This is a genomic window from Methanoregula sp., from assembly GCF_028679125.1.
Classification (GTDB): domain Archaea; phylum Halobacteriota; class Methanomicrobia; order Methanomicrobiales; family Methanospirillaceae; genus Methanoregula.
In genome coordinates, this window is sequence record NZ_JAJRCG010000021.1 from 21659 (window position 1) to 40185 (window position 18527).

Below are 18527 nucleotides of genomic sequence, written 5' to 3' on the forward strand. Positions count from 1 at the left end.
GAAAATCGCAGGGGAGACCCGGGATCAGATCGCCCCGACAAGAGTTTTGTAGAATGCATCGGACGCGGTTCGCTCGGTCCACGGGCGATGGCCGCATTTCTCCAGGAGGACGAACCGGAAGTCCGGAAGGGCTTTTGCGAGCGGGTCATTGACACCTTCGGCCGGGTGGGGGTCCCAGTCGCCGTGGATCGCAACCACGGGACACTTGATCGCCTTTGCCATCTGGAGGAGGATCTCCTTCTCCCGCAGATCGCAGGCCTCGTCCCAGACCCCGCGGAAGACATCATACTGGCAGTGGAAGCCTTCGTCCGGCACATTGCCCGGGTCATAGGCATCTGCACGGGCAAGCAGGGTCCCGAGTTCGGCAAGGATCGCGTTCTTGTTGGCCTGGGCAGGATCATCAAGTTTTGCCAGCAGTGCTTCGGCATGTGCCTTGCCAGCGTCCTGGAGCCGGGTCATCCGCGTCCGGGTGATTCCGGCAACATACCGCTCTTCAAAGGGAGGGCTGCTGACGAGGATAAGTTTCTTGACAAGTGCCGGGAAACGGGCAGCCAGCATCCACGAGAGGAACGCCCCCCACGAGAACCCGATGAGGGTTACCGGCACGTTACCGTGCTCTACCAGCACCGACCGGAGCTCATGCACCTGCCCGTCCAGCGTGGTCTCGGTCTGGAACGGTTCAAGCACCCCTGTCAGCGTGGAGAGTTCGCGGGCAAGCGGTGCCACCTCGCCGGGCGCTCCCGGGCCTCCATGAATGACGGCCACATTATAGGGCCCGGGCCCCCACATCCGTACCGGTTTCATATGGCTAACCGGTTATCCTGCCGGGGTATAAATTGTGTCCTGCGGACAGGAAAACGATGCAATCACCGGGTCTTGCCGGCGGTTTTCATCAGGGCCAGCAGGCCGGCCAGGATCTCCCGGGGGGTCGGGGGATTGCCCGGGATCTTCATGTCCACCGGGAAGATCCTGTCAGCCCCGCCCAGCACGGCATAGGTCCCTTTGAAGATCCCGCCAGTGCAGGCATCATCACCGACCGCGACCACGAATTTCGGGGAGGGCATTGCATCATAGGTGTTCCGTGCCGCAATCACCATATTCTGCGTCACCGCGCCGGTCACGATCAGCACATCCGCATGGCGGGGGGAGGCAACGAACGTGATACCGAACCGCTCGACGTCGTAATAGGGGTTGCTGAGGTTGTTGATCTCGATCTCGGCAGCATTATCACTGCCGGTATCGAGCTCCCGGATGGCAAGACTCCTCCCGAACACGGCGTCAATTTCACGGCGGATCTCCCGACCCAGGTGTTCGATCTCGTCGTCGCGGACAATATCCTCTTCCGTTACTTTGTTTTTGAGCAGGCAGGTTAACGAATTCACCATATCTGTTCCCTCACAGGTCCGTTCCCGCGTACGACAGGTTCAGGCTCTTGTTGATGAGCGGGAAGTCCGGGACGATCTCTCCCTGAACCGCGTGTTCGATAGCCTGCCAGTTGCAGAACGATGCAGTCCGTACCTTGTAGCGCTCGATCGTGCCGTTCCGGATCCAGACCCAGCAGAGGTCCTGTCCCCGTGGCGACTCGACAAGGGAAAGAGCATACCCGTCTTTGATCTCCGGAATTGTCCTGACGCCGCCTTCAGGAATATCTGCCAGCAGCCGTTCGATAAGGTCCAGAGAGTCGAGGAACTCGGATGCCTTGACCGTGAACCGGGAGAGCACATCCCCGTCATTGAGCGTCTTCATGGTGGGAGGGTAGCGGTCGTAGAGGCCGTACGGGTGGTTGATCCGCACATCCACCCGGCCTCCGGAAGCCCGGGCCATCGGCCCGGTGATATTGAGCGGGCGCAGGAGCGATCTCCGGATTACTCCGGTTGGCGAAAACCGGTCCAGGACTGACGACGTCGAGAGAACGATCTTCAGCCCGATGCGGTACCGGTTCTTCAGTTCCCGGATAAATTCCCCGAGTTCATCCAGCTGCCGTTTTGGGATATCACGCGAAAGGCCGCCGACGTCGACCATCCCCCGCAGGAACCGTGAACCGGTCAGGCTGGCGTTCATGCGGAAGACCTCCTCGCGGAGCACCGCGAACTGGCTGGCACCCAGCGGGAACCCGACATCAACCAGCATACCGCCCTGGTCCCCGAGATGCGATCCGATCCGTTCCAGTTCGAGCAGGATAGTCCGGAGATAGTGGGCCCGTTCGGGCACGGTCATCTGCGCAATCGCCTCAACGGCACGGCAGCAGGCAGTTGCATTGGCCACAGATTCATCACCACTGACCGCTTCGGCGATCCGCACCACCTCCTGCGGCGTCTTTCCCTCCGCGAGTTTCTCAATCCCACGGTGCTTGTAGAACATCCGGATCTCGAGGTTGAAGATCTTCTCGCCGATCACGCTGAACCGGAAGTGTCCCGGTTCGATGATACCTGCATGCACCGGGCCAACTGCAACCTGGTAAACACCATTGCCGGAAACGCTCCGGAAGGGATATTCACCGACTACATCTATGGTTGACCGCATGGTGACCGGTATATTCCGAACATCCTTCCTGAGCGGGTGGAAGCCATCGGGATAGGTCTCGTGCAGGAAGAGTCGCCGCTCGTCAAACGCCCCATCAAACCGGATGCCAAAGCCATCGCGGCACTCGCGCTCGAACCATGAGGCCGAGGGGAAGATGCGGGCAACCGAGGTTGCAGTCCCGTCGCTGTTCCGTACGAGGATGAGGACGATATTCTTCTTCTCAAAGACGTACAGGAGCGAGAAGCGGGCATCGGGAGAGAACCCTTCCGTGCAGAAGAGGCCGATGAGGACGCACTTGCGGGATGCAAGGGTGGTCACCAGCGGGTCGAACGCCGGTTCCCCGACCGTGAGGTAATATTCGTCATTGGGCCCGGGAACAATCTTTGCCGCAAGACCAGCGGATCCGATGAGGTCCTGCACGGATTCCATTTCCATCAGGGTCTCTTCTGCCATCAGAACATCAGCTCCGCAACAATCGTATTAAGGAATCCGGTCTCCCCGGACGTGAACACCGTGCCGAGTATAAAGATCATGACAATAAGGATGATGATTGGCCATTGCATGCCGGCGGGGGTCTTGTACGCCACGATATCGTGGGCATCGGGTCCCGGCTGCGATACCTGCGTAAACGTGCTGATCACGTAATACCCAAAGGACGCAGCCGCGATGAACAACAGGACCAGCAGGAGGACCAGAGCAGGCAGCGAGACGGTGAAGAGCTGGGTGAGGATGAACAACTTGGAGAGGAAGACCGGGAAGAGCGGCATGCCGATGATCGCAAGGCCGCCAAGGATGATCCCCCATGCGGCCACCGGCTGGAACCGGAATACATCATGCATATCGTCCACTGCATCGGCAGAGAGCGGGCTGTGATACTGGCGGTGGAGGATTCCGGCCGAGAAGAAGAGACCGGCCTTGGTGAAGGAGTGGGCCATGACATGGAAGAGCGTCCAGAAGATGGCGACGGGTGTCGCAATGGCAAGACCCACCAGGATGAGACCCATGTTCTCGATACTGGAGAATGCGATCAGTTTCTTGAGTTTCTTCTGCGGCAGCATGGAGATGGCTGCAATGCCGACCGTAAGGAGACCGAATACCAGGAGCAGGATCGAGACCGTAGAGACCGCGGTGGTCCGGTGGACGAGCGCAAAGATGCGGATGATACCATAGATCCCCACGTTCAGGAGCACACCTGAGAGGAGGGCGCTGACCGCTGACGGTGCCCGCACGTGGGCTTCCGGGAGCCAGGTATGGAAGGGGAAGATACCGGACTTGGCCGCAAACCCGATGAAGAGGAGAGCAAAGGCCGCAAGCATCATACCTGCGGGAAATGCCGGTGCCTGCTGCATCAGGACTGTCCAGTTCAGGGTGCCGGGGTCAAAGGTTGACCGCGAGATCTGGAAGAGGAAGATGAGGCCGACAAACGAGAAGAGCATCGAAACCGATGCGATGAAGATGTACTTGATGGCGGCATCGATATTGTCCCTCGCATACAGGATTGCGATGAGGATAGCCGAGACAACGGTTGTCAGTTCGGTAAAGATCCAGAAGAGGGCCAGGTTGTCCGAGAAGAACGCAAAGACGATGAGGGCAAGGAGGAACGCCCACGCCACGTAGAAGAGCTTCAGACTCCCTCTCCCGAGTTCCCTGCTTTCGAGCAGGTTGTCGACATACCCCCGGGCATAGATCGCGGCAAGCAGGAAGATGATGGATGCGATAAGTGCTTCATAGAGACCGAGATGGTCGATGAAGAAGTACTGGTTTCCGAGCACCAGGGACAATACGGGAATTTGCCCGGAGAGGAGAAGCCAGATCTCAAGGCCAAGGAAGACAGCTGCTTCGCCAATACAGATCGAATTCATCTGGCGGTGGGTCCGACTGACCGCAATGAGCCCCAGCGCTGCGAGGGCAGTGACAATAAAGGCCGCCAGGATCATGATCCTTCCTCCGTATCCTCAACAAGGTGGAAGCGGTGGAGGCGGTCGTGGTATTCTTCCAGAGTGGAGTCGAGGCCCACCGAGAGGATCGTGGTCAGCATGACGAGGATGATCAGGTCGATGACGATCAGGAACTCGATGATGAACGGCAGTTCGGTGACGAACATACCGAAAAGCAGGACGCCATTCTCCATGGAAAGGTAACCGAGAACTTTCGTGATAGCCCGCTTCCGCGAGAATGTGACCATCATACCCATGAGCATCAGGGAGAGGCCGATGACGGCCCCGAAGAAGAAGAGGCTCTCCCGGGCCGCGGTGTCCTTGAGGATGTTCGAGAGCGCGATGTAGATGAAGAGTATGAGACCCATGGAGAGCAGAAGTGATGTTGTGGGGCTCAGGAAATGGAACTCGATATCGCGTTTGATCCGGATGCGCTCCTGGATGGTGGTGATGAAGTAGGGGATGATCAGCACTTTGCTGATGAAGGTGATGATGGCGATGGCCAGGAGGATTGGTGCGTCTTCAAGGGACCAGAGGGCGAGCGCCATAAAGACCAGTGTCAGCGACTGGAAAGCATAGGCCGATACCAGCGTGCTCAGGTTCCTCGTGGAGATGATATATGCCGCCGTGATGATGACGACGGCAAACAGTACCCGTATAACGGACTGGATGAGTGCGGGATCGATCATGCGAACACCTCGATGATGATGATGAGCGTGGAGAAGAAGAACGCCATGGCAAAGAGACTGGGGAGGCGGAAGAAACGCATCTTGGCCATCGATGATTCAAAGAGCCCGATGATCCCGGCAAGGATGGTCCCCTTCAGGGCAAACAGGACTATCGCAAGTACAAGTGCACCAAGGGTCAGGGTGGTCGAAAGGCCGAACGGAACAATGAGGTTGATGAGCAGCGCCATCAGGAGCGTCAGTTTGACAGCCGATGAGAGTTCCATGAGGGCCAGGTTGGGGCCGGACTGCTCGAGGATCATGCCCTCGTGGATCATGGTCAGTTCGAGATGGGTCTCCGGGTTGTCGACCGGGATCCGGGAGGTCTCGACTATCAGGATGATGAAGAGTGAGATGGCCAGCAGGATCAGGGTCGGCGTTGAGGTCGTGCCCGATGCCACCGACGCGGAGAACATGGTAAAGACATTGAGTGTCTTGAAGACAAATGCGAGCGCGGCAAACACGATGATGGTCGTGGGCTCGATGATGGCGGATATGCTCATCTCACGGGAACTGCCCATCCCCCCAAACGAGCTGCCGGCATCGAGGCCGGCAAGTGCCATGAAAAATTTGGCAAGCGCGAGGAGGTAGAGCAGGAGGATGATGTTGCCGATTCCCCCAACCGGCTCCGGCACGAAGACCAGCGGGACAAAGAGCGCCGCAACCAGGATCGCCGCGATACTGACGAGCGGGGTGATCCGCATGATCCACGATGAGTGGGCGGAATAGATCGTCTCCTTTTTCACGAGCTTGGCAAGGTTAAAATACGTCTGGAACAGGGAGGGGCCCTGCCTCCCCTGCGTCCAGGCCTTCACCTTTTTGATGATGCTGACAAAGAGCGGGGCAATTGCCAGAACGACAAGCGTGTTGATCACGAGATAGATGATGAACGAGAGACTCATGCCAGCCACCCCAGGTACACTATGATGGCGATCACGGCGCAGAAGACATAGAGGAGGTACGTGTCAAGGCACCCGTTCTGGAACCGGGAGATTTTTGTTGCTGCCAGGTACGAGAACCGGGCAACCGGGAGATAGAGATACTCCTCAAAGATTTTCATGAGCCGGATATCCGCCGTGCCTTCAGCGAAGATACAGTTCTTTGCGTCAAAGAATTTCCGCTCGTTCTTCATCTCCGTGCGGTAAACAGTCGAGAAGATGATCTCGATCGGTTCCGAGAATCCGTGGCCGGAATATTCCATGGCCGGCTTGAGCGAAGGGGTTCCGCAACCCCAGGTCCCGGTCACCCTCACTTCGCGGGAGGCCGTGAAGTATAAGACCGCGAAGGTAAGGAATGCCATGGCAAGGAGCAGCAGGCCGACAAGGAACATGTCGGGGATTGGCACCGAGAGCCCGACCAGCAGGAAGAGCTGCGCGGCAAAGAGACCGAGAACGATGCAGGCAGAAGCCAGCAGGGCCGGGCCCAGCAGCATCAGGAACGGCACTTCCTGTGCCCTGCTGCTCTCCGGGGACCGGGGGAGAGCAAGGAAGATCGACCCGAACGCCTTGACAAAACAGGCCGCGGATAACGCGCTCGTGAGAGCAAAGAGCCCGAGACAGAGGAACAGGAAGACCTTGAAGAGCGGATCTGCCACAGCGACCGACGAGAAGAACGAGATGAAGATCAGGATCTCACTCGCAAACCCGTTCAACGGGGGCAGGGCGGCGATTGCGAGTGCTCCGACAAAGAACAGGGCAGAGGTGCAGGGCATCCGGTGCACAAGCCCGCCCATATGCTCAATATCACGGGTATGCGTTGCATGGACCACCGATCCCGCGGTCAGGAAGAGGAGGCTCTTGAACATCGCGTGGTTGAGCGCATGGAAGAGTGCGCCAAGGAGACTGATGGTAGCAATCACAGGCTGGCCGGAACTGGCAAAGATGACATACAGGCCGATACCGGTGAAGATGATGCCGGTATTCTCGATGCTGCTATAGGCAAGCATCGCCTTGATATCGTACTCTTTCAGGGCATAGATGATCCCCAGCACCGCGGATACGATACCAAGGATGAGAATCAGGATTCCCCACCACAGATCAGGGGAGAAGACATCCAGCAGGAACCGGAGGAGACCGTAGACTGCGATCTTCAGCATGACCCCTGACATGAGCGCCGATATGGGGGTCGGGCTTGCGGGATGGGCATACGGGAGCCACTTATGGAACGGGATGATCCCTGCTTTTATCGAGAAACCGATGAGCAGCGCAATAAATGCGAGCGTGGCAATGAGAGATACACCGGTCCTGGTGAAGGCAAACGAGCCCGTCTGACCGTACAGGAGGACTATGCCCAGCAGGACAAAGAGCGTGGAGAGCTGAGTCATCACGAAATAGAAGATCCCGGCTTTCCGGGTCTCCGGCCCGGCATAGTCATACATGACGAGAAGGAATGAGCACCCGGCCATCAGTTCCCAGAAGATGAGGAATGCAAAGGTGTTGGCCGATACGACCACGAGTGCCATTGCGAGGATGAAGAGGTTGGTGCAGGCACAGAGCAGGTTCCTCCGGGAGCCGCCTTCGAGATGTTCAACGTATTCTGCGGTATAGAGCGCAACGCAGGCAGATACCGCAGCGATGAGAAGGAGGAAGAACGCGGCAAGGCGATCGATGGTGACACTCAGGGAACAGCCGGGGAGCGGCTGGTAGAGGGTCCAGGAGAGTCCATCTCCGGTGAGGAGAACAAGGAGAGCCAGGATTCCAAGGGCTGCAGACCCGATGACCGTGCATCCGTGCGAGACGATCCTGAAGATGCGCTGATCCCGCGAAGCGGTTGCAAGCGGGATGAGAATGCCAGCCACAAACACCAGCAGGGCTATGACGAACAAGGTCTCTTGGATCATGCAATCACCGGCAGGAGAGTGCACGCGTCACTGCCACTTCGGGTACCGGCCACGAACCGTACAGAAGGGATAGGCAACGCACGGGGGATTATCGTAAGGATGGACATGTGTATCCTCGGCAGATGTCAATCTAACACGGTTATTTCTCTATCCTTATATTTATAATGGCGAGGATATAGTGAGAAATGACAATTCTGCCAGCAATTTACACGCAGGTACTGATCCTGATTCGTGAAGGATCAGGAAAAACAAAAAAATGACGCCCGAATGGGAAAAATACAGGAAAATTGAAGTTTTTCACAGGATGCGCGCAATGCAATGCAGACGATTAGAGTTCTTTCTCGATCTCGGTTTTGATCCGGTCCAGCACAATCCTGCCGATCTTTGTCACCCGGCCATTGACCAGCACCATGGGGATCGGGGGATACTCGCGCTCGATAATCGCTTTTATGCGATCGGGGACACCATCGTCGACAAGTGTCAGCGTGAGTTCAACGCGGTTGCCATAGATTGTCTGGAGGGCGGTTTTGAGTTCCCGGAATGCATCGAGCAGTTTTCCCGAATGGTAACATCCCTCTAACCCGCAGGTGCGGTTCTCGTCACAGGGAAACGGGGAGCATTCCGAGGTCTTCAGGCCAATGATCTCGATCTTGACGGTACCTGCCATACCCATATTCTTGGTCGGGGCAGTATTTGAGAATTCGGAAACGACACAAAAAGAAGAGGGAATTCAGATGAACCGCTCGAACCGGTCCTTCTTTGCCTTGCAGACGGGACAGATTCCCGGGGGTTCTTCGCGTGCGCAGAGATACCCGCAGACCTTGCACCGCCAGACCGGATACGGGAGGGTGGGGAGGGGCGATGCACCGATCTGGATAGTCTGGACAGCACGCTCTTTTTTGGTTCCGCGTTGCGAGCGTGGCGGCCGGCTCTCGGGAACGGATGTCACTTGTTGTGTCCCGCTCGCTATTGCCTCATTCACGTACAGGGCACAGTAACAGGCCCCATGCGTTTCGATATCCGAATCACGGTAATCACAGGGGCAGACAATGTCAAGATCATCCTCTTTTTTCCCGGAGGCAAGGCGGCAGGGGCAGGCCCGGTACCCGTACCGCTGTTCGTTCCTGAGCAGGCCCTGCACCAGGTTCTTGACAAACTCTGTATCCGGGTTGATCCGGTACCCCCCTTCAGCCGCGTCCTTCCGGAGGATCTCGTACGCCCGCTCCACATCCTGTTCGCTGATACCGGCAAAGTTCATGCTCCCAACACCTCCCGGATCTCCTGCTCGCGGAATCCGACGATCACCTTGCGGTTGTCGATGACGAGCGTGGGGAACGAACCGCTCGGGTTGAACTTTTCCACGATATCAATCGTATCATTCAGATCCTTGCCCTCAAGGAGGTCGACATACACGTAATCAAAGGCAACCCCCGTCTGGCGCAGGAGTTCCTTGGTCTTTGCACACCACCCGCAGGTGGAGAGGGCATACAGCATGACATGCCCCCTGTTCTTTCCGTCAACATGTTCAACCGCCATGAGCCACCGATCTGTTCTATGAAAGGAAATTGTGTAATAACTATTTATACCCGGGGATAGTGCGATCCGGCACGGCGGGATAAAAAAAGGTAGCTCGTGCCATCACTTGTTCTTCATGATGATCTCTACGTCCTCGAGAAGGGCCTGGAGATCCTCTTCATGCTCCACTTCCTGCGAGAGGATGGTGAGGAACATATTGTAACTGACAGGATCCTTGTCCCGTGTCTTCTTCAGGAGTGAATTATAGGTCTTGATGGCGCACTGCTCGCCCTTGATATTCTGCTCCAGCACCCTGACAATGAATGGATCATCAGGTGCATCGTACCCGCAGTTGGTGAGTTTGAACCCGTCCTGCGGCTTGGTAACCGGCGTCCCGCCCAGCTGGATGATACGGGTTGTCAGGAGGGTGGCATGAGCCAGTTCTTCTGTCGCATGGAGCGTGAGCTCGGCAATGACTGCCTCCTTGTTGGGCCCCTTCACGACCTTTGAGCCGATCCAGTACTGGTAATACGCAAGCCATTCGTCTGAATATGCCTTGTTGAGCAGGTTCACGAGATCCTTCACATCAGTTCCTACAATCTTCCGTCCTTGTGTTCCCATCTGAATTCACCACCCTATCCGAAGTAATATTTCATTATCGTCAGGGATCGTTTAAATGCATATCCGTCATGGCAACAGAGGAGGTTCGCAGGTATCTTCACGAGGCATCCGGACGGTAAAAATTCAGGACACATGGGCATTCTTCCATCCGTGAATTTTGTTCTGCACTATCGTTAATAACCATTCGTGCATACCATATATGGATAATTATGAAGGCGGTTCTGGGTCTTGAGGACGGGCAGTATATTACGGGGGATGGATTTGGTGTTGAGGGCGAATGTTCCGGTGAACTCGTGTTCAACACCCAGATGAGCGGGTATATGGAGGCACTCTCCGACCCCAGTTACTTTGGCCAGATCCTGATGTTCACCTTCCCGACCATTGGCAACTATGGCGTGGACGCGCAGAACATGCAGAGCCAGAGTACCAAAGTTCTCGGGGCCGTCTGTCACGAGATCTGCGACGCCCCTGATGTGAAACCTTCGATTCGTGAGTATTTCGAGCAGAAGAAACTTCTCGGGATGTACGGCGTGGACACCCGCAGCCTCACGATCAAGACCCGTGTCCACGGCACCATGCGTGCTGCCCTCGTTGTCGGCAGCGACGATGGCGAGTATGCCGTGAAACTCGCAAGAAAGACCCCTTCCATTTCTGAATGCACGCCCATTCCCGAAGTCTCGTGCAAGGCCCCGTATCGTATCCCGGGAAAGGGAAAACGGGTAGCCATCCTCGACCTCGGCCTCAAGACCAATATCATCACCAGCCTCTCGCGAAGAAATGGCGACCTCTATATATTCCCCCATAATGCCACCCATGACGAGATCTTTATGTGCGAACCCGACTGCCTCTTCATCACCAACGGCCCCGGCGACCCGAAACAGGCAACGGAAACCATCGCGACCGTGAAAAAATGCATCGGCGAGCTCCCCATTTTTGGGATCTGCATGGGTAACCAGATCGCAGCACTCGCCCTTGGCGGGGACACCTACAAGCTCAAGTTCGGCCACCGGGGGTCCAACCAGCCGGTGAAATATTATGATGGCAGGATCTTCATCACCACCCAGAACCACGGCTTTGCTGTTGACGCAGACTCTCTACCGGAAGGCTGCGAGGTTACCTTTGTCAACGCCAATGACGGAACGGTTGAAGGATTCGAGAACGAGGACCTGAAGATCAACTGCGTCCAGTTCCATCCCGAAGCCCATGCCGGTCCCATGGATACCGAATGTCACTATTTTGACGGTGTCTTCCGGAGGCTCGTATAATGCCCAAGAAGATGCACATCAAAAAGGTCCTGATCATCGGGTCGGGCCCCATCCAGATCGGCCAGGCCGCAGAGTTCGACTTCTCCGGGAGCCAGGCATGCCGCGCTATGCGCGAAGAAGGAGTGAAAGTCGTTCTCGTCAATTCCAACCCGGCCACGATCCAGACGGACCCTGAGATGGCAGATGCGGTGTATATCGAGCCGCTCAGGGCAAATATCATCGCCAAGATCATTGAGAAAGAGAAGCCGGACGGGGTTCTTTCCGGCATGGGAGGCCAGACCGGGCTCAACCTGACCGCAGAACTTGCGGAAATGGGGGCACTGAAAAATGTCGAGATCCTCGGAACCCCGCTCGAGGCGATCTACAAGGGGGAGGACCGGGAGAAATTCCGGAACCTTATGCTCGAGATCGGTGAGCCGGTACCGAAGAGCGTCATCCTGACCAGCCTGAACCAGATCGATGATGCAATCGGAGCCATCGGGCTCCCTGCCGTTGTCCGTCCGGCCTATACGCTGGGAGGGGCCGGGGGTGGGATAGCGCGGACCCGCGAGGAACTCTGCCGTATCGTAGAACTGGGACTTTCACGTTCCCGTATCCACCAGGTTCTCATCGAGGAGAGCGTCCTTGGCTGGAAAGAGATCGAGTTCGAGGTTATGCGTGACTCGGCCGATACCTGCATCATCATCTGCGGTATGGAAAATGTCGACCCCATGGGCATCCATACCGGGGAGAGCGTGGTCGTTGCACCCATCCTTACTCTCCGCGACGATGAGTACCAGATGATGCGCAGCGCTGCCATCAAGATCATCCGGGCACTCGATGTACAGGGTGGATGCAATGTCCAGTTCGCCTTCAAAAACGGGGATTACCGCGTCATCGAAGTCAACCCCCGGGTCTCCCGGTCATCCGCACTCGCCTCCAAAGCCACCGGCTACCCCATCGCACGGGTTGCATCCAAGATCGCAATCGGCCTGCGGCTCGACGAGATCACCAACACCGTAACCGGTTGTACGCCGGCATCCTTTGAGCCTGCAATCGACTATATCGTCGTCAAAGTCCCCCGCTGGCCGTTCGACAAGTTCAAAGGCGCTGACCGGACACTCTCAACCGCCATGAAGAGCACCGGGGAAGTGATGGCAATCGGGAGGACGATTGAAGAAGCCTTCATGAAGGCAAAGCGTTCGCTCGACACCGATGTGCAGGTCCATACGAGTCCGAGCGAGATCCGTATGATCCTCTCGCGGCCAACCGATGAGCGGTTCCACTGCCTTTTCGATGCATTCCGCCAGGGATTCACCCTTGATGAGATCGCACAGCTCACGTCCATCACCCCGTTCTTCCTGGAGAAGATCAAAAATATCGTGGAACTGGAAAAACGCCTGGCTACATGCCCGTGCAACAGGGATGATATCATACAGGCAAAAAAATACGGTTTCTCCAATGCGGAGATCGTCCAGATCAGCGAGAAAGCACCGGAGGAGATCGATGCCATCGCCGGTGCTCCAGCCTATAAGATGGTCGACACCTGCGCAGCCGAGTTTCCCGCCAATACCCCGTACTTCTACTCAACATTCGGGCAGCAGTCAGAGATCGTCCCCACGGACAGTAAAAAGGTGCTGATCCTGGGATCCGGTCCCATCCGGATCGGTCAGGGAATCGAATTCGATTACTGCACGGTCCACGCAGTGCAGGCTCTCCGGGAGGAAGAGGGTGTTTTTGTCCACATCGTGAACAATAATCCCGAAACTGTCTCCACGGACTTCGATACCTCTGATCGCCTCTTCTTCGAACCCATGCAGCTCGAGGATATTATCAATATCCTGAAATCCGACACATATTACGGCGTCATGGTCCAGTTCGGCGGGCAGAACGCGGTCAACCTTGCCGTGCCCATTGAGAAAGAGATCAAACGGCTCGACCTCAAAACCCGTATCCTCGGGACAAGCCCCGACGCCATGGACATTGCCGAGGACCGGGACCGGTTCAGCGTGCTCTTAAAGAAACTCAATATACCCTGCCCGGCCAACAGTTCGGCGTATTCTGAACATGAAGCACATGCCATGGCGGAGAAGATCGGGTATCCGGTCTTGGTCAGGCCGTCGTATGTTCTTGGCGGCCGGGCAATGGAGATCGTGCACGATGAACGCGAACTCGAAACGTACATGAGAGAGGCGGTCCGGGTCAGCCATAACCATCCTGTCCTTATCGACTCCTATCTCCAGAATGCTATCGAGCTCGATGTCGATGCGGTCTGCGATGGCACGGAAGTCCTGATCGGTGGCATCATGGAACACATCGAACAGGCAGGTATTCACTCGGGAGATTCTGCCTGTGTCATCCCGACCCAGTCGCTCTCCCCGGCAATTGTTGATACAGTCAGGGATTATACGAGGAAACTTGCCCTTGGGCTGGGTGTCGTTGGCCTCGTCAATCTCCAGATGGCTGTCAAGGACAACGTGGTATATATCCTTGAGGCAAATCCCCGGGCAAGCAGGACGGTACCGTTTGTCTCAAAGGCAACCGGCATCCCGATTGCCAAGATCGCCGCAAAGGTCATGATCGGAAAGAAACTCCACGACCTGGGATACAAGGAGAAGGAGATCAAGCACGTTGCGGTCAAGGAGGTACTCCTCCCGTTCAACAAGCTCAGCGGCGTCGACACGATGCTCGGGCCCGAAATGAAGAGCACCGGGGAAGTCATGGGGATAGATTATGATTTCGGGCTTGCGTTCTACAAGGCCTGCATATCGGCAGACAATGAACTGCCCCTCAAGGGAAATATTTTCATCTCCGTGAATATGGAACAGAAAGAAGAGGCCATCCCGATAGCACGGAAACTGCGCGATCTCGGCCTCACCCTCTACGGGACAGAAGGTACCGTGGATTACCTGTATGCAGCAGGCGTGGAAGCAAATCTCGTGCGGAAAGTCCAGGAAGGCTCTCCCAACGTGCTCGACATGATGCGCCACGGTGAGATTCGCCTCATCATCAACACCCCCCAGGATAAGCAGTCCCGCCAGGATCATTACCAGATCATGCGTGCGGCAGTAGACTTCCAAATCCCCTATATCACCACCCTTCAGGCAGCGCGGGCTGCTGCACTCGCCATTGATGCCATCAAGCGGGAGAAAGTAACGCTGGAGCCGATCAGTTATTATCTCAAATAATTGAGGACATATTGACAAAAGCACTGATTTCCAGCGTTTTTATTTTTTTCGCGGTGTATTTCCCGGTATCTTCGCTGTTCGGGAATCATGGTTAATTATACAGGAGAATTGAATATCCTTAAATACCGAAATAACCAAAAAACATGCATGAAGAAATTATTTGTTGTTCTTGCAATCCTGTTTATCGGGATTCTGCTTGCGGGATGCACATCCCAGCAGACAGCACCCGCGACCGCTACTCCCACGCCAACAGCTGTTCCGACCGTCGTTGTCACAACGGCCGTCCCAACCCCTGAACCAACCAAGGAAGTTGTCGTTGTGGTTGTCAACAAGACCCCCAATGCAACCCCGACTGCAACCCCGACCCCGGTCCCCTCATATACGATTACATTCACTCAGGACATGACGATCATCCCGGGCACCTCAGCAACCATTCCGGTCGGTAGCAAGGTAATCTGGGTAAACAACGACTCCCTGAAGCCCCACTCAGTTATGGCAACGGATCCGTCCGATGGTGCATGGTTCGGTGGAATGACCAGCGCAACAATTCCCTATGGATCATCTCTTGATGTCACCTTCAACAAGACCGGTGCATACGAGTACACAACCGTGTTCCAGCCGGAGACTACTGGGGTAATATACGTAAAGTAAAAATAACCGTTCAGGATTATAATGCCTGAACAACCACTTTTTTGTTCTTTCTCTTCTTCGTAAAAGAATTCTGTTGCACGGGGAAGTCCTGATTCCGCCCCTGAACATATATTCTGGTACTGCCAATGAGTATTACACGATATAGGAGGAGACAAGCATGGGAAAAGGCACCATAGTTCTTGCATATTCCGGCGGGCTCGACACCTCAATCTGCATCCCGCTCTTGAAGGAGAAATACGATTATGACCGGGTCGTCACGGTCGCGGTCAACGTAGGCCAGCGGGACGAAGAGATCGATGTCGCGACCAAAAAAGGCAAAAAACTTGCCGACCGTCACTACACCATCGATGTCCGGGAAAAATTTGTTGCCGAACATATCTTCCCGGCAATCCGGGCCAACGGGTCTTACGAAGGATACCCCATGGGAACATCGCTTGCACGTCCCCTGATTGCCGAAGAGGTCGTCAAGATCGCAAAGAAGGAGAAGGCGACAGCGATCGGGCATGGATGTACCGGCAAAGGAAACGACCAGCTCCGGTTCGATTTCATCATCCGGGGTGCCGGCCTTGAGGTTGTTGCCCCTATTCGCGAGCTGAACCTGACGCGGGACTGGGAGATCGATTATGCAAAACAGCATGGCATCCCTGTACCGGTGAAGAAGGACAAGCCCTGGAGTATGGATGAGAACTGCTGGAGCCGGAGTATCGAAGGCGGCAGACTTGAAGACCCTGCCTTCCACCCTCCCGAGGAGATCTACCTTTGGACTGCCTCACCTGAAAAGGCACCGGCAAAACCCGAGAAACTTACCATCACATTCGAGGAAGGGATCCCCGTTGCGCTCAATAAGAAAAAGTATGCCGGGTATGACCTGATCCAGAAACTCAATGTCCTTGCCGGGAAGCATGGGATCGGGCGAAATGACCTGATCGAGGACCGCATTCTCGGGCTCAAGGCACGGGAGAATTACGAACACCCGGCCGCCACGGTCATCCTTGCTGCCCACCGGGATCTGGAAAGCCTTACCCTGACACGGCAGGAACTCGTCTTCAAGCGGATGGTTGATGACAAGTGGTCCGAGCTCGCCTATAAAGGACTCGTGTATGAACCACTCTATGCTGCCCTGAATGCGTTCATCAATACTACACAGATGCGGGTGAACGGTACCGTTGATCTCGAACTGTACAAAGGCAGCGTGCGTGTGCTGGGTAGGACATCCCCCAATGCAATCTATTCGAGCGACATGGTCTCATTCGACAGCGCATCTATTGACCAGTGCCATGCGATCGGCGTCTCCCATTATTTCGGCATCCAGGCCCGTATGGTCAGACAGATGCATAAGAAGACCAGGTAATTCTTTTTTCGCACTCCCCCGTGCAGGATCCTGTATCACTCTTGCTGTTGCAGGCACCATCACGGGATGATCAGATTCCGAAAATCTGGTGCTGCGGCCCGGGTTATCGCCGGCATAAAAGAGAAACTTATATGGCGTGACAGACAAGATTCGGTGTATATGTGCGCCAGTTTTTTCTCCCGCTTCATAAAACCAAAGCCGCATATCGTGGAGAGCCCGTCACCACCCTCCATCAGCCACGGCCCGGGGATGCAGATCCCGGAATACAAGAACAAACCTTATTTTATCGTGGCCTCGGTCGAGATGGGCAACACCACCACAAAATGTATCCTGACCGGTGTGAGCCTCGAGACAGGCATGTCGTATGTCATCAACAAGACCGTCAGCATGAGCCGCGACATCCGTCCCCCCAAACCGGGTGAGACGATCTTCGGGGCAACGCTGGACGGTACCAGACTCACCCGGGAGGCAGTGACCGAACTGGTCCGGGATACGCTGCTGAAGTGTCATGAAGATGCACATCTCGATGTCCAGAAAGATCTGGATTTCGTTGTCCGGAGTACCGGCGTAGTAGCGGAGATGGAATCCCCGGACCAGGTCGGGGACTTCGTCATCGCGCTCGCGAACGGCTGCCTTGTTGCCGGTGTTCCGCCACGGAAGATGACCCCCCCCATGTCAAAGGAGAACCAGCCGGAGAAACTCCAGCCGTTCAGTTTTGCCGACAAGGTCGTTTTTATCGGGGCGGTTGCCGGTGTGGTTCCCCCGGTCGGTTCCACCGGTGTCGAGATGGTGGCAAACGAGATGGAAGGCGAACTTGCCATGGCAGGGATCAAGGAAGGAGCAAAGTGGACCCCGGTGGATTTCCGCAATCCCTGTATATCCATTGATTTCGGGACCACACTGGACGGCCGCATCACAACCGACGTAAGCCCGACAGATCCCAACCCGTTTGCCAAGACAGTCGGGAATTTCTGCGGGCTTGCCGGTGCCATCCCCGACGCAATCGTGCGGGGCACCGGGCTTGTCCAGGAGCGGACGGGTACAGCGCTGGATATTTTCGGGGAACACAGCGTGACCGGGGGGCTCTTTTCCGGCGGCAACCGAAAGGTCGTGGACGATTTTGTGAACCGGTGCCACGAGCATATTGATATCCGGATCGTTCCCGCGGATCGTGATCGGTTCGGCAGGGTCCCGGTCAATGCCCGCCTTGCCATGGAGTCCGGTATCGCGATGATCGGGTGCGATTGTGGAGTTAACAGCAGCGAACTGGAAAGTCTGCTTGCCATTGGTGCCGAGATCCACAAGAACCACGGGCTGGCAACCCTTAACGAGGTGATCGATCGGGTCTGTGCACAGATGGCGCTGCGCCTTATCGATGTTGCGGTGGAACAGAAGCTCGTGCCACCAAATGCCTCGATCGGTTTCACCGGCAGGGCGGCAATCTCCGGGCGGAAACCGGAATATATCCTCGAAGGGATTACGGAACGGAACCTCTTTGACGATCCGAACGACCACCTGGTCTTTGTCGATGACGGCCTTGCCCGGGGCGCGGCGCTCATGGGGCGGTGCATGAACTCCCTTGGCAAGCCCAAAAACCCGATTGGGGGCGTCCGTGGGGGCCCATGTATTATGAGCCGACGGATCAAGATAGGTAAATAAGACTGGTGAAGAATCATGACCGATACAGAAGACGAACAGTTATTCGATGTCCTCATTCCCCCCGGCGTCCCCCAGAAGATCATCTTTGACGTAACCAACAAGTTTGACGTCAAGGTTGTCGAGCGCATGGAGCCGCTCAAGTTCGCCAACATGGAAGGCGAAGAGCGGGAACTGCTCGCGTTCCGGGGAAAAATGGATGAAGTCAAAAAAGTTGAGAAGTATATGATCGAGCAGCTAAAAGCGTTCATCGACGAAAAGTAAATCTGAAAATTTT

Annotated in this window: 17 protein-coding genes; 6 read left to right on the top strand and 11 right to left on the bottom strand. The window is 55.9% G+C overall.

Annotation, left to right across the window (positions count from 1 at the left end; genetic code table 11):
- Window positions 1-24: 24 nt before the first annotated feature.
- The 11 genes from LUQ43_RS11670 to LUQ43_RS11720 all read right to left on the bottom strand — a co-directional run bounded on the left by LUQ43_RS11670 (window position 25) and on the right by LUQ43_RS11720 (window position 10160).
- Window positions 25-804: an alpha/beta hydrolase gene (locus LUQ43_RS11670; protein ID WP_299967874.1), complete on the bottom strand. Its 780-nt coding sequence runs from the start codon at window positions 802-804 to the stop codon at window positions 25-27.
- Window positions 805-866: 62 nt separating this feature from the next.
- Complete coding sequence (locus tag LUQ43_RS11675) at window positions 867-1385, bottom strand: NADH-quinone oxidoreductase subunit B family protein (protein WP_299967875.1); 519 nt, start codon at window positions 1383-1385, stop codon at window positions 867-869.
- 10 nt (window positions 1386-1395) lie between these two features.
- Entirely contained in the window at window positions 1396-2976 is a 1581-nt protein-coding gene (locus LUQ43_RS11680) for an NADH-quinone oxidoreductase subunit C (RefSeq protein WP_299967877.1), read from the bottom strand.
- Window positions 2976-4460 carry a proton-conducting transporter membrane subunit gene (locus LUQ43_RS11685; RefSeq protein ID WP_299967880.1) on the bottom strand — a complete coding sequence of 495 codons (1485 nt, stop codon included), beginning with the start codon at window positions 4458-4460 and terminating at the stop codon, window positions 2976-2978. Before LUQ43_RS11685 ends, LUQ43_RS11680 begins: the two co-directional genes overlap by 1 nt.
- The gene (locus LUQ43_RS11690; protein WP_299967882.1) at window positions 4457-5149 is read right to left on the bottom strand and encodes a hydrogenase subunit; all 693 of its coding nucleotides are present in this window, start codon (window positions 5147-5149) and stop codon (window positions 4457-4459) included. The genes LUQ43_RS11685 and LUQ43_RS11690 overlap by 4 nt, the downstream gene beginning before the upstream one ends.
- Entirely contained in the window at window positions 5146-6087 is a 942-nt protein-coding gene (locus LUQ43_RS11695; protein WP_299967884.1) for an NADH-quinone oxidoreductase subunit H, read from the bottom strand. The genes LUQ43_RS11690 and LUQ43_RS11695 overlap by 4 nt, the downstream gene beginning before the upstream one ends.
- Window positions 6084-8024 carry a proton-conducting transporter membrane subunit gene (locus LUQ43_RS11700; RefSeq protein ID WP_299967888.1) on the bottom strand — a complete coding sequence of 647 codons (1941 nt, stop codon included), beginning with the start codon at window positions 8022-8024 and terminating at the stop codon, window positions 6084-6086. The genes LUQ43_RS11695 and LUQ43_RS11700 overlap by 4 nt, the downstream gene beginning before the upstream one ends.
- Before the next feature lie 328 nt (window positions 8025-8352).
- Window positions 8353-8691 (bottom strand): hypothetical protein, encoded by a 339-nt coding sequence (locus LUQ43_RS11705; protein ID WP_299967892.1) that lies wholly within the window; start codon window positions 8689-8691, stop codon window positions 8353-8355.
- Between the two features lie 63 nt (window positions 8692-8754).
- Window positions 8755-9282, bottom strand: coding sequence for a ferredoxin-thioredoxin reductase catalytic domain-containing protein (locus tag LUQ43_RS11710; protein WP_299967894.1), 528 nt, complete (start codon window positions 9280-9282; stop codon window positions 8755-8757).
- Window positions 9279-9560, bottom strand: coding sequence for a glutaredoxin family protein (locus LUQ43_RS11715; RefSeq protein WP_299967895.1), 282 nt, complete (start codon window positions 9558-9560; stop codon window positions 9279-9281). The genes LUQ43_RS11710 and LUQ43_RS11715 overlap by 4 nt, the downstream gene beginning before the upstream one ends.
- A 102-nt stretch (window positions 9561-9662) precedes the next feature.
- Window positions 9663-10160, bottom strand: coding sequence for a ferritin-like domain-containing protein (locus LUQ43_RS11720; RefSeq protein WP_299967897.1), 498 nt, complete (start codon window positions 10158-10160; stop codon window positions 9663-9665).
- Between the two features lie 209 nt (window positions 10161-10369).
- Between LUQ43_RS11720 and carA the strand changes: the two genes are divergently transcribed.
- The 6 genes from carA (at window position 10370) to LUQ43_RS11750 (ending at window position 18514) form a co-directional block, all read left to right on the top strand.
- Complete coding sequence (carA, locus tag LUQ43_RS11725; protein WP_299967900.1) at window positions 10370-11425, top strand: glutamine-hydrolyzing carbamoyl-phosphate synthase small subunit; 1056 nt, start codon at window positions 10370-10372, stop codon at window positions 11423-11425.
- Window positions 11425-14592, top strand: a complete 3168-nt coding sequence (gene carB / locus LUQ43_RS11730; RefSeq protein ID WP_299967902.1) for a carbamoyl-phosphate synthase large subunit — start codon at window positions 11425-11427, stop codon at window positions 14590-14592. The genes carA and carB overlap by 1 nt, the downstream gene beginning before the upstream one ends.
- Before the next feature lie 147 nt (window positions 14593-14739).
- Entirely contained in the window at window positions 14740-15243 is a 504-nt protein-coding gene (locus LUQ43_RS11735; protein ID WP_299967905.1) for a hypothetical protein, read from the top strand.
- A 157-nt stretch (window positions 15244-15400) separates the two neighbouring features.
- Window positions 15401-16594 carry an argininosuccinate synthase gene (locus LUQ43_RS11740; protein WP_299967908.1) on the top strand — a complete coding sequence of 398 codons (1194 nt, stop codon included), beginning with the start codon at window positions 15401-15403 and terminating at the stop codon, window positions 16592-16594.
- Between the two features lie 159 nt (window positions 16595-16753).
- Window positions 16754-18253 (top strand): methanogenesis marker 14 protein, encoded by a 1500-nt coding sequence (locus LUQ43_RS11745; RefSeq protein ID WP_299967911.1) that lies wholly within the window; start codon window positions 16754-16756, stop codon window positions 18251-18253.
- A gap of 15 nt (window positions 18254-18268) precedes the next feature.
- The gene (locus tag LUQ43_RS11750) at window positions 18269-18514 is read left to right on the top strand and encodes a hypothetical protein (protein WP_299967913.1); all 246 of its coding nucleotides are present in this window, start codon (window positions 18269-18271) and stop codon (window positions 18512-18514) included.
- Window positions 18515-18527 lie beyond the last annotated feature (13 nt).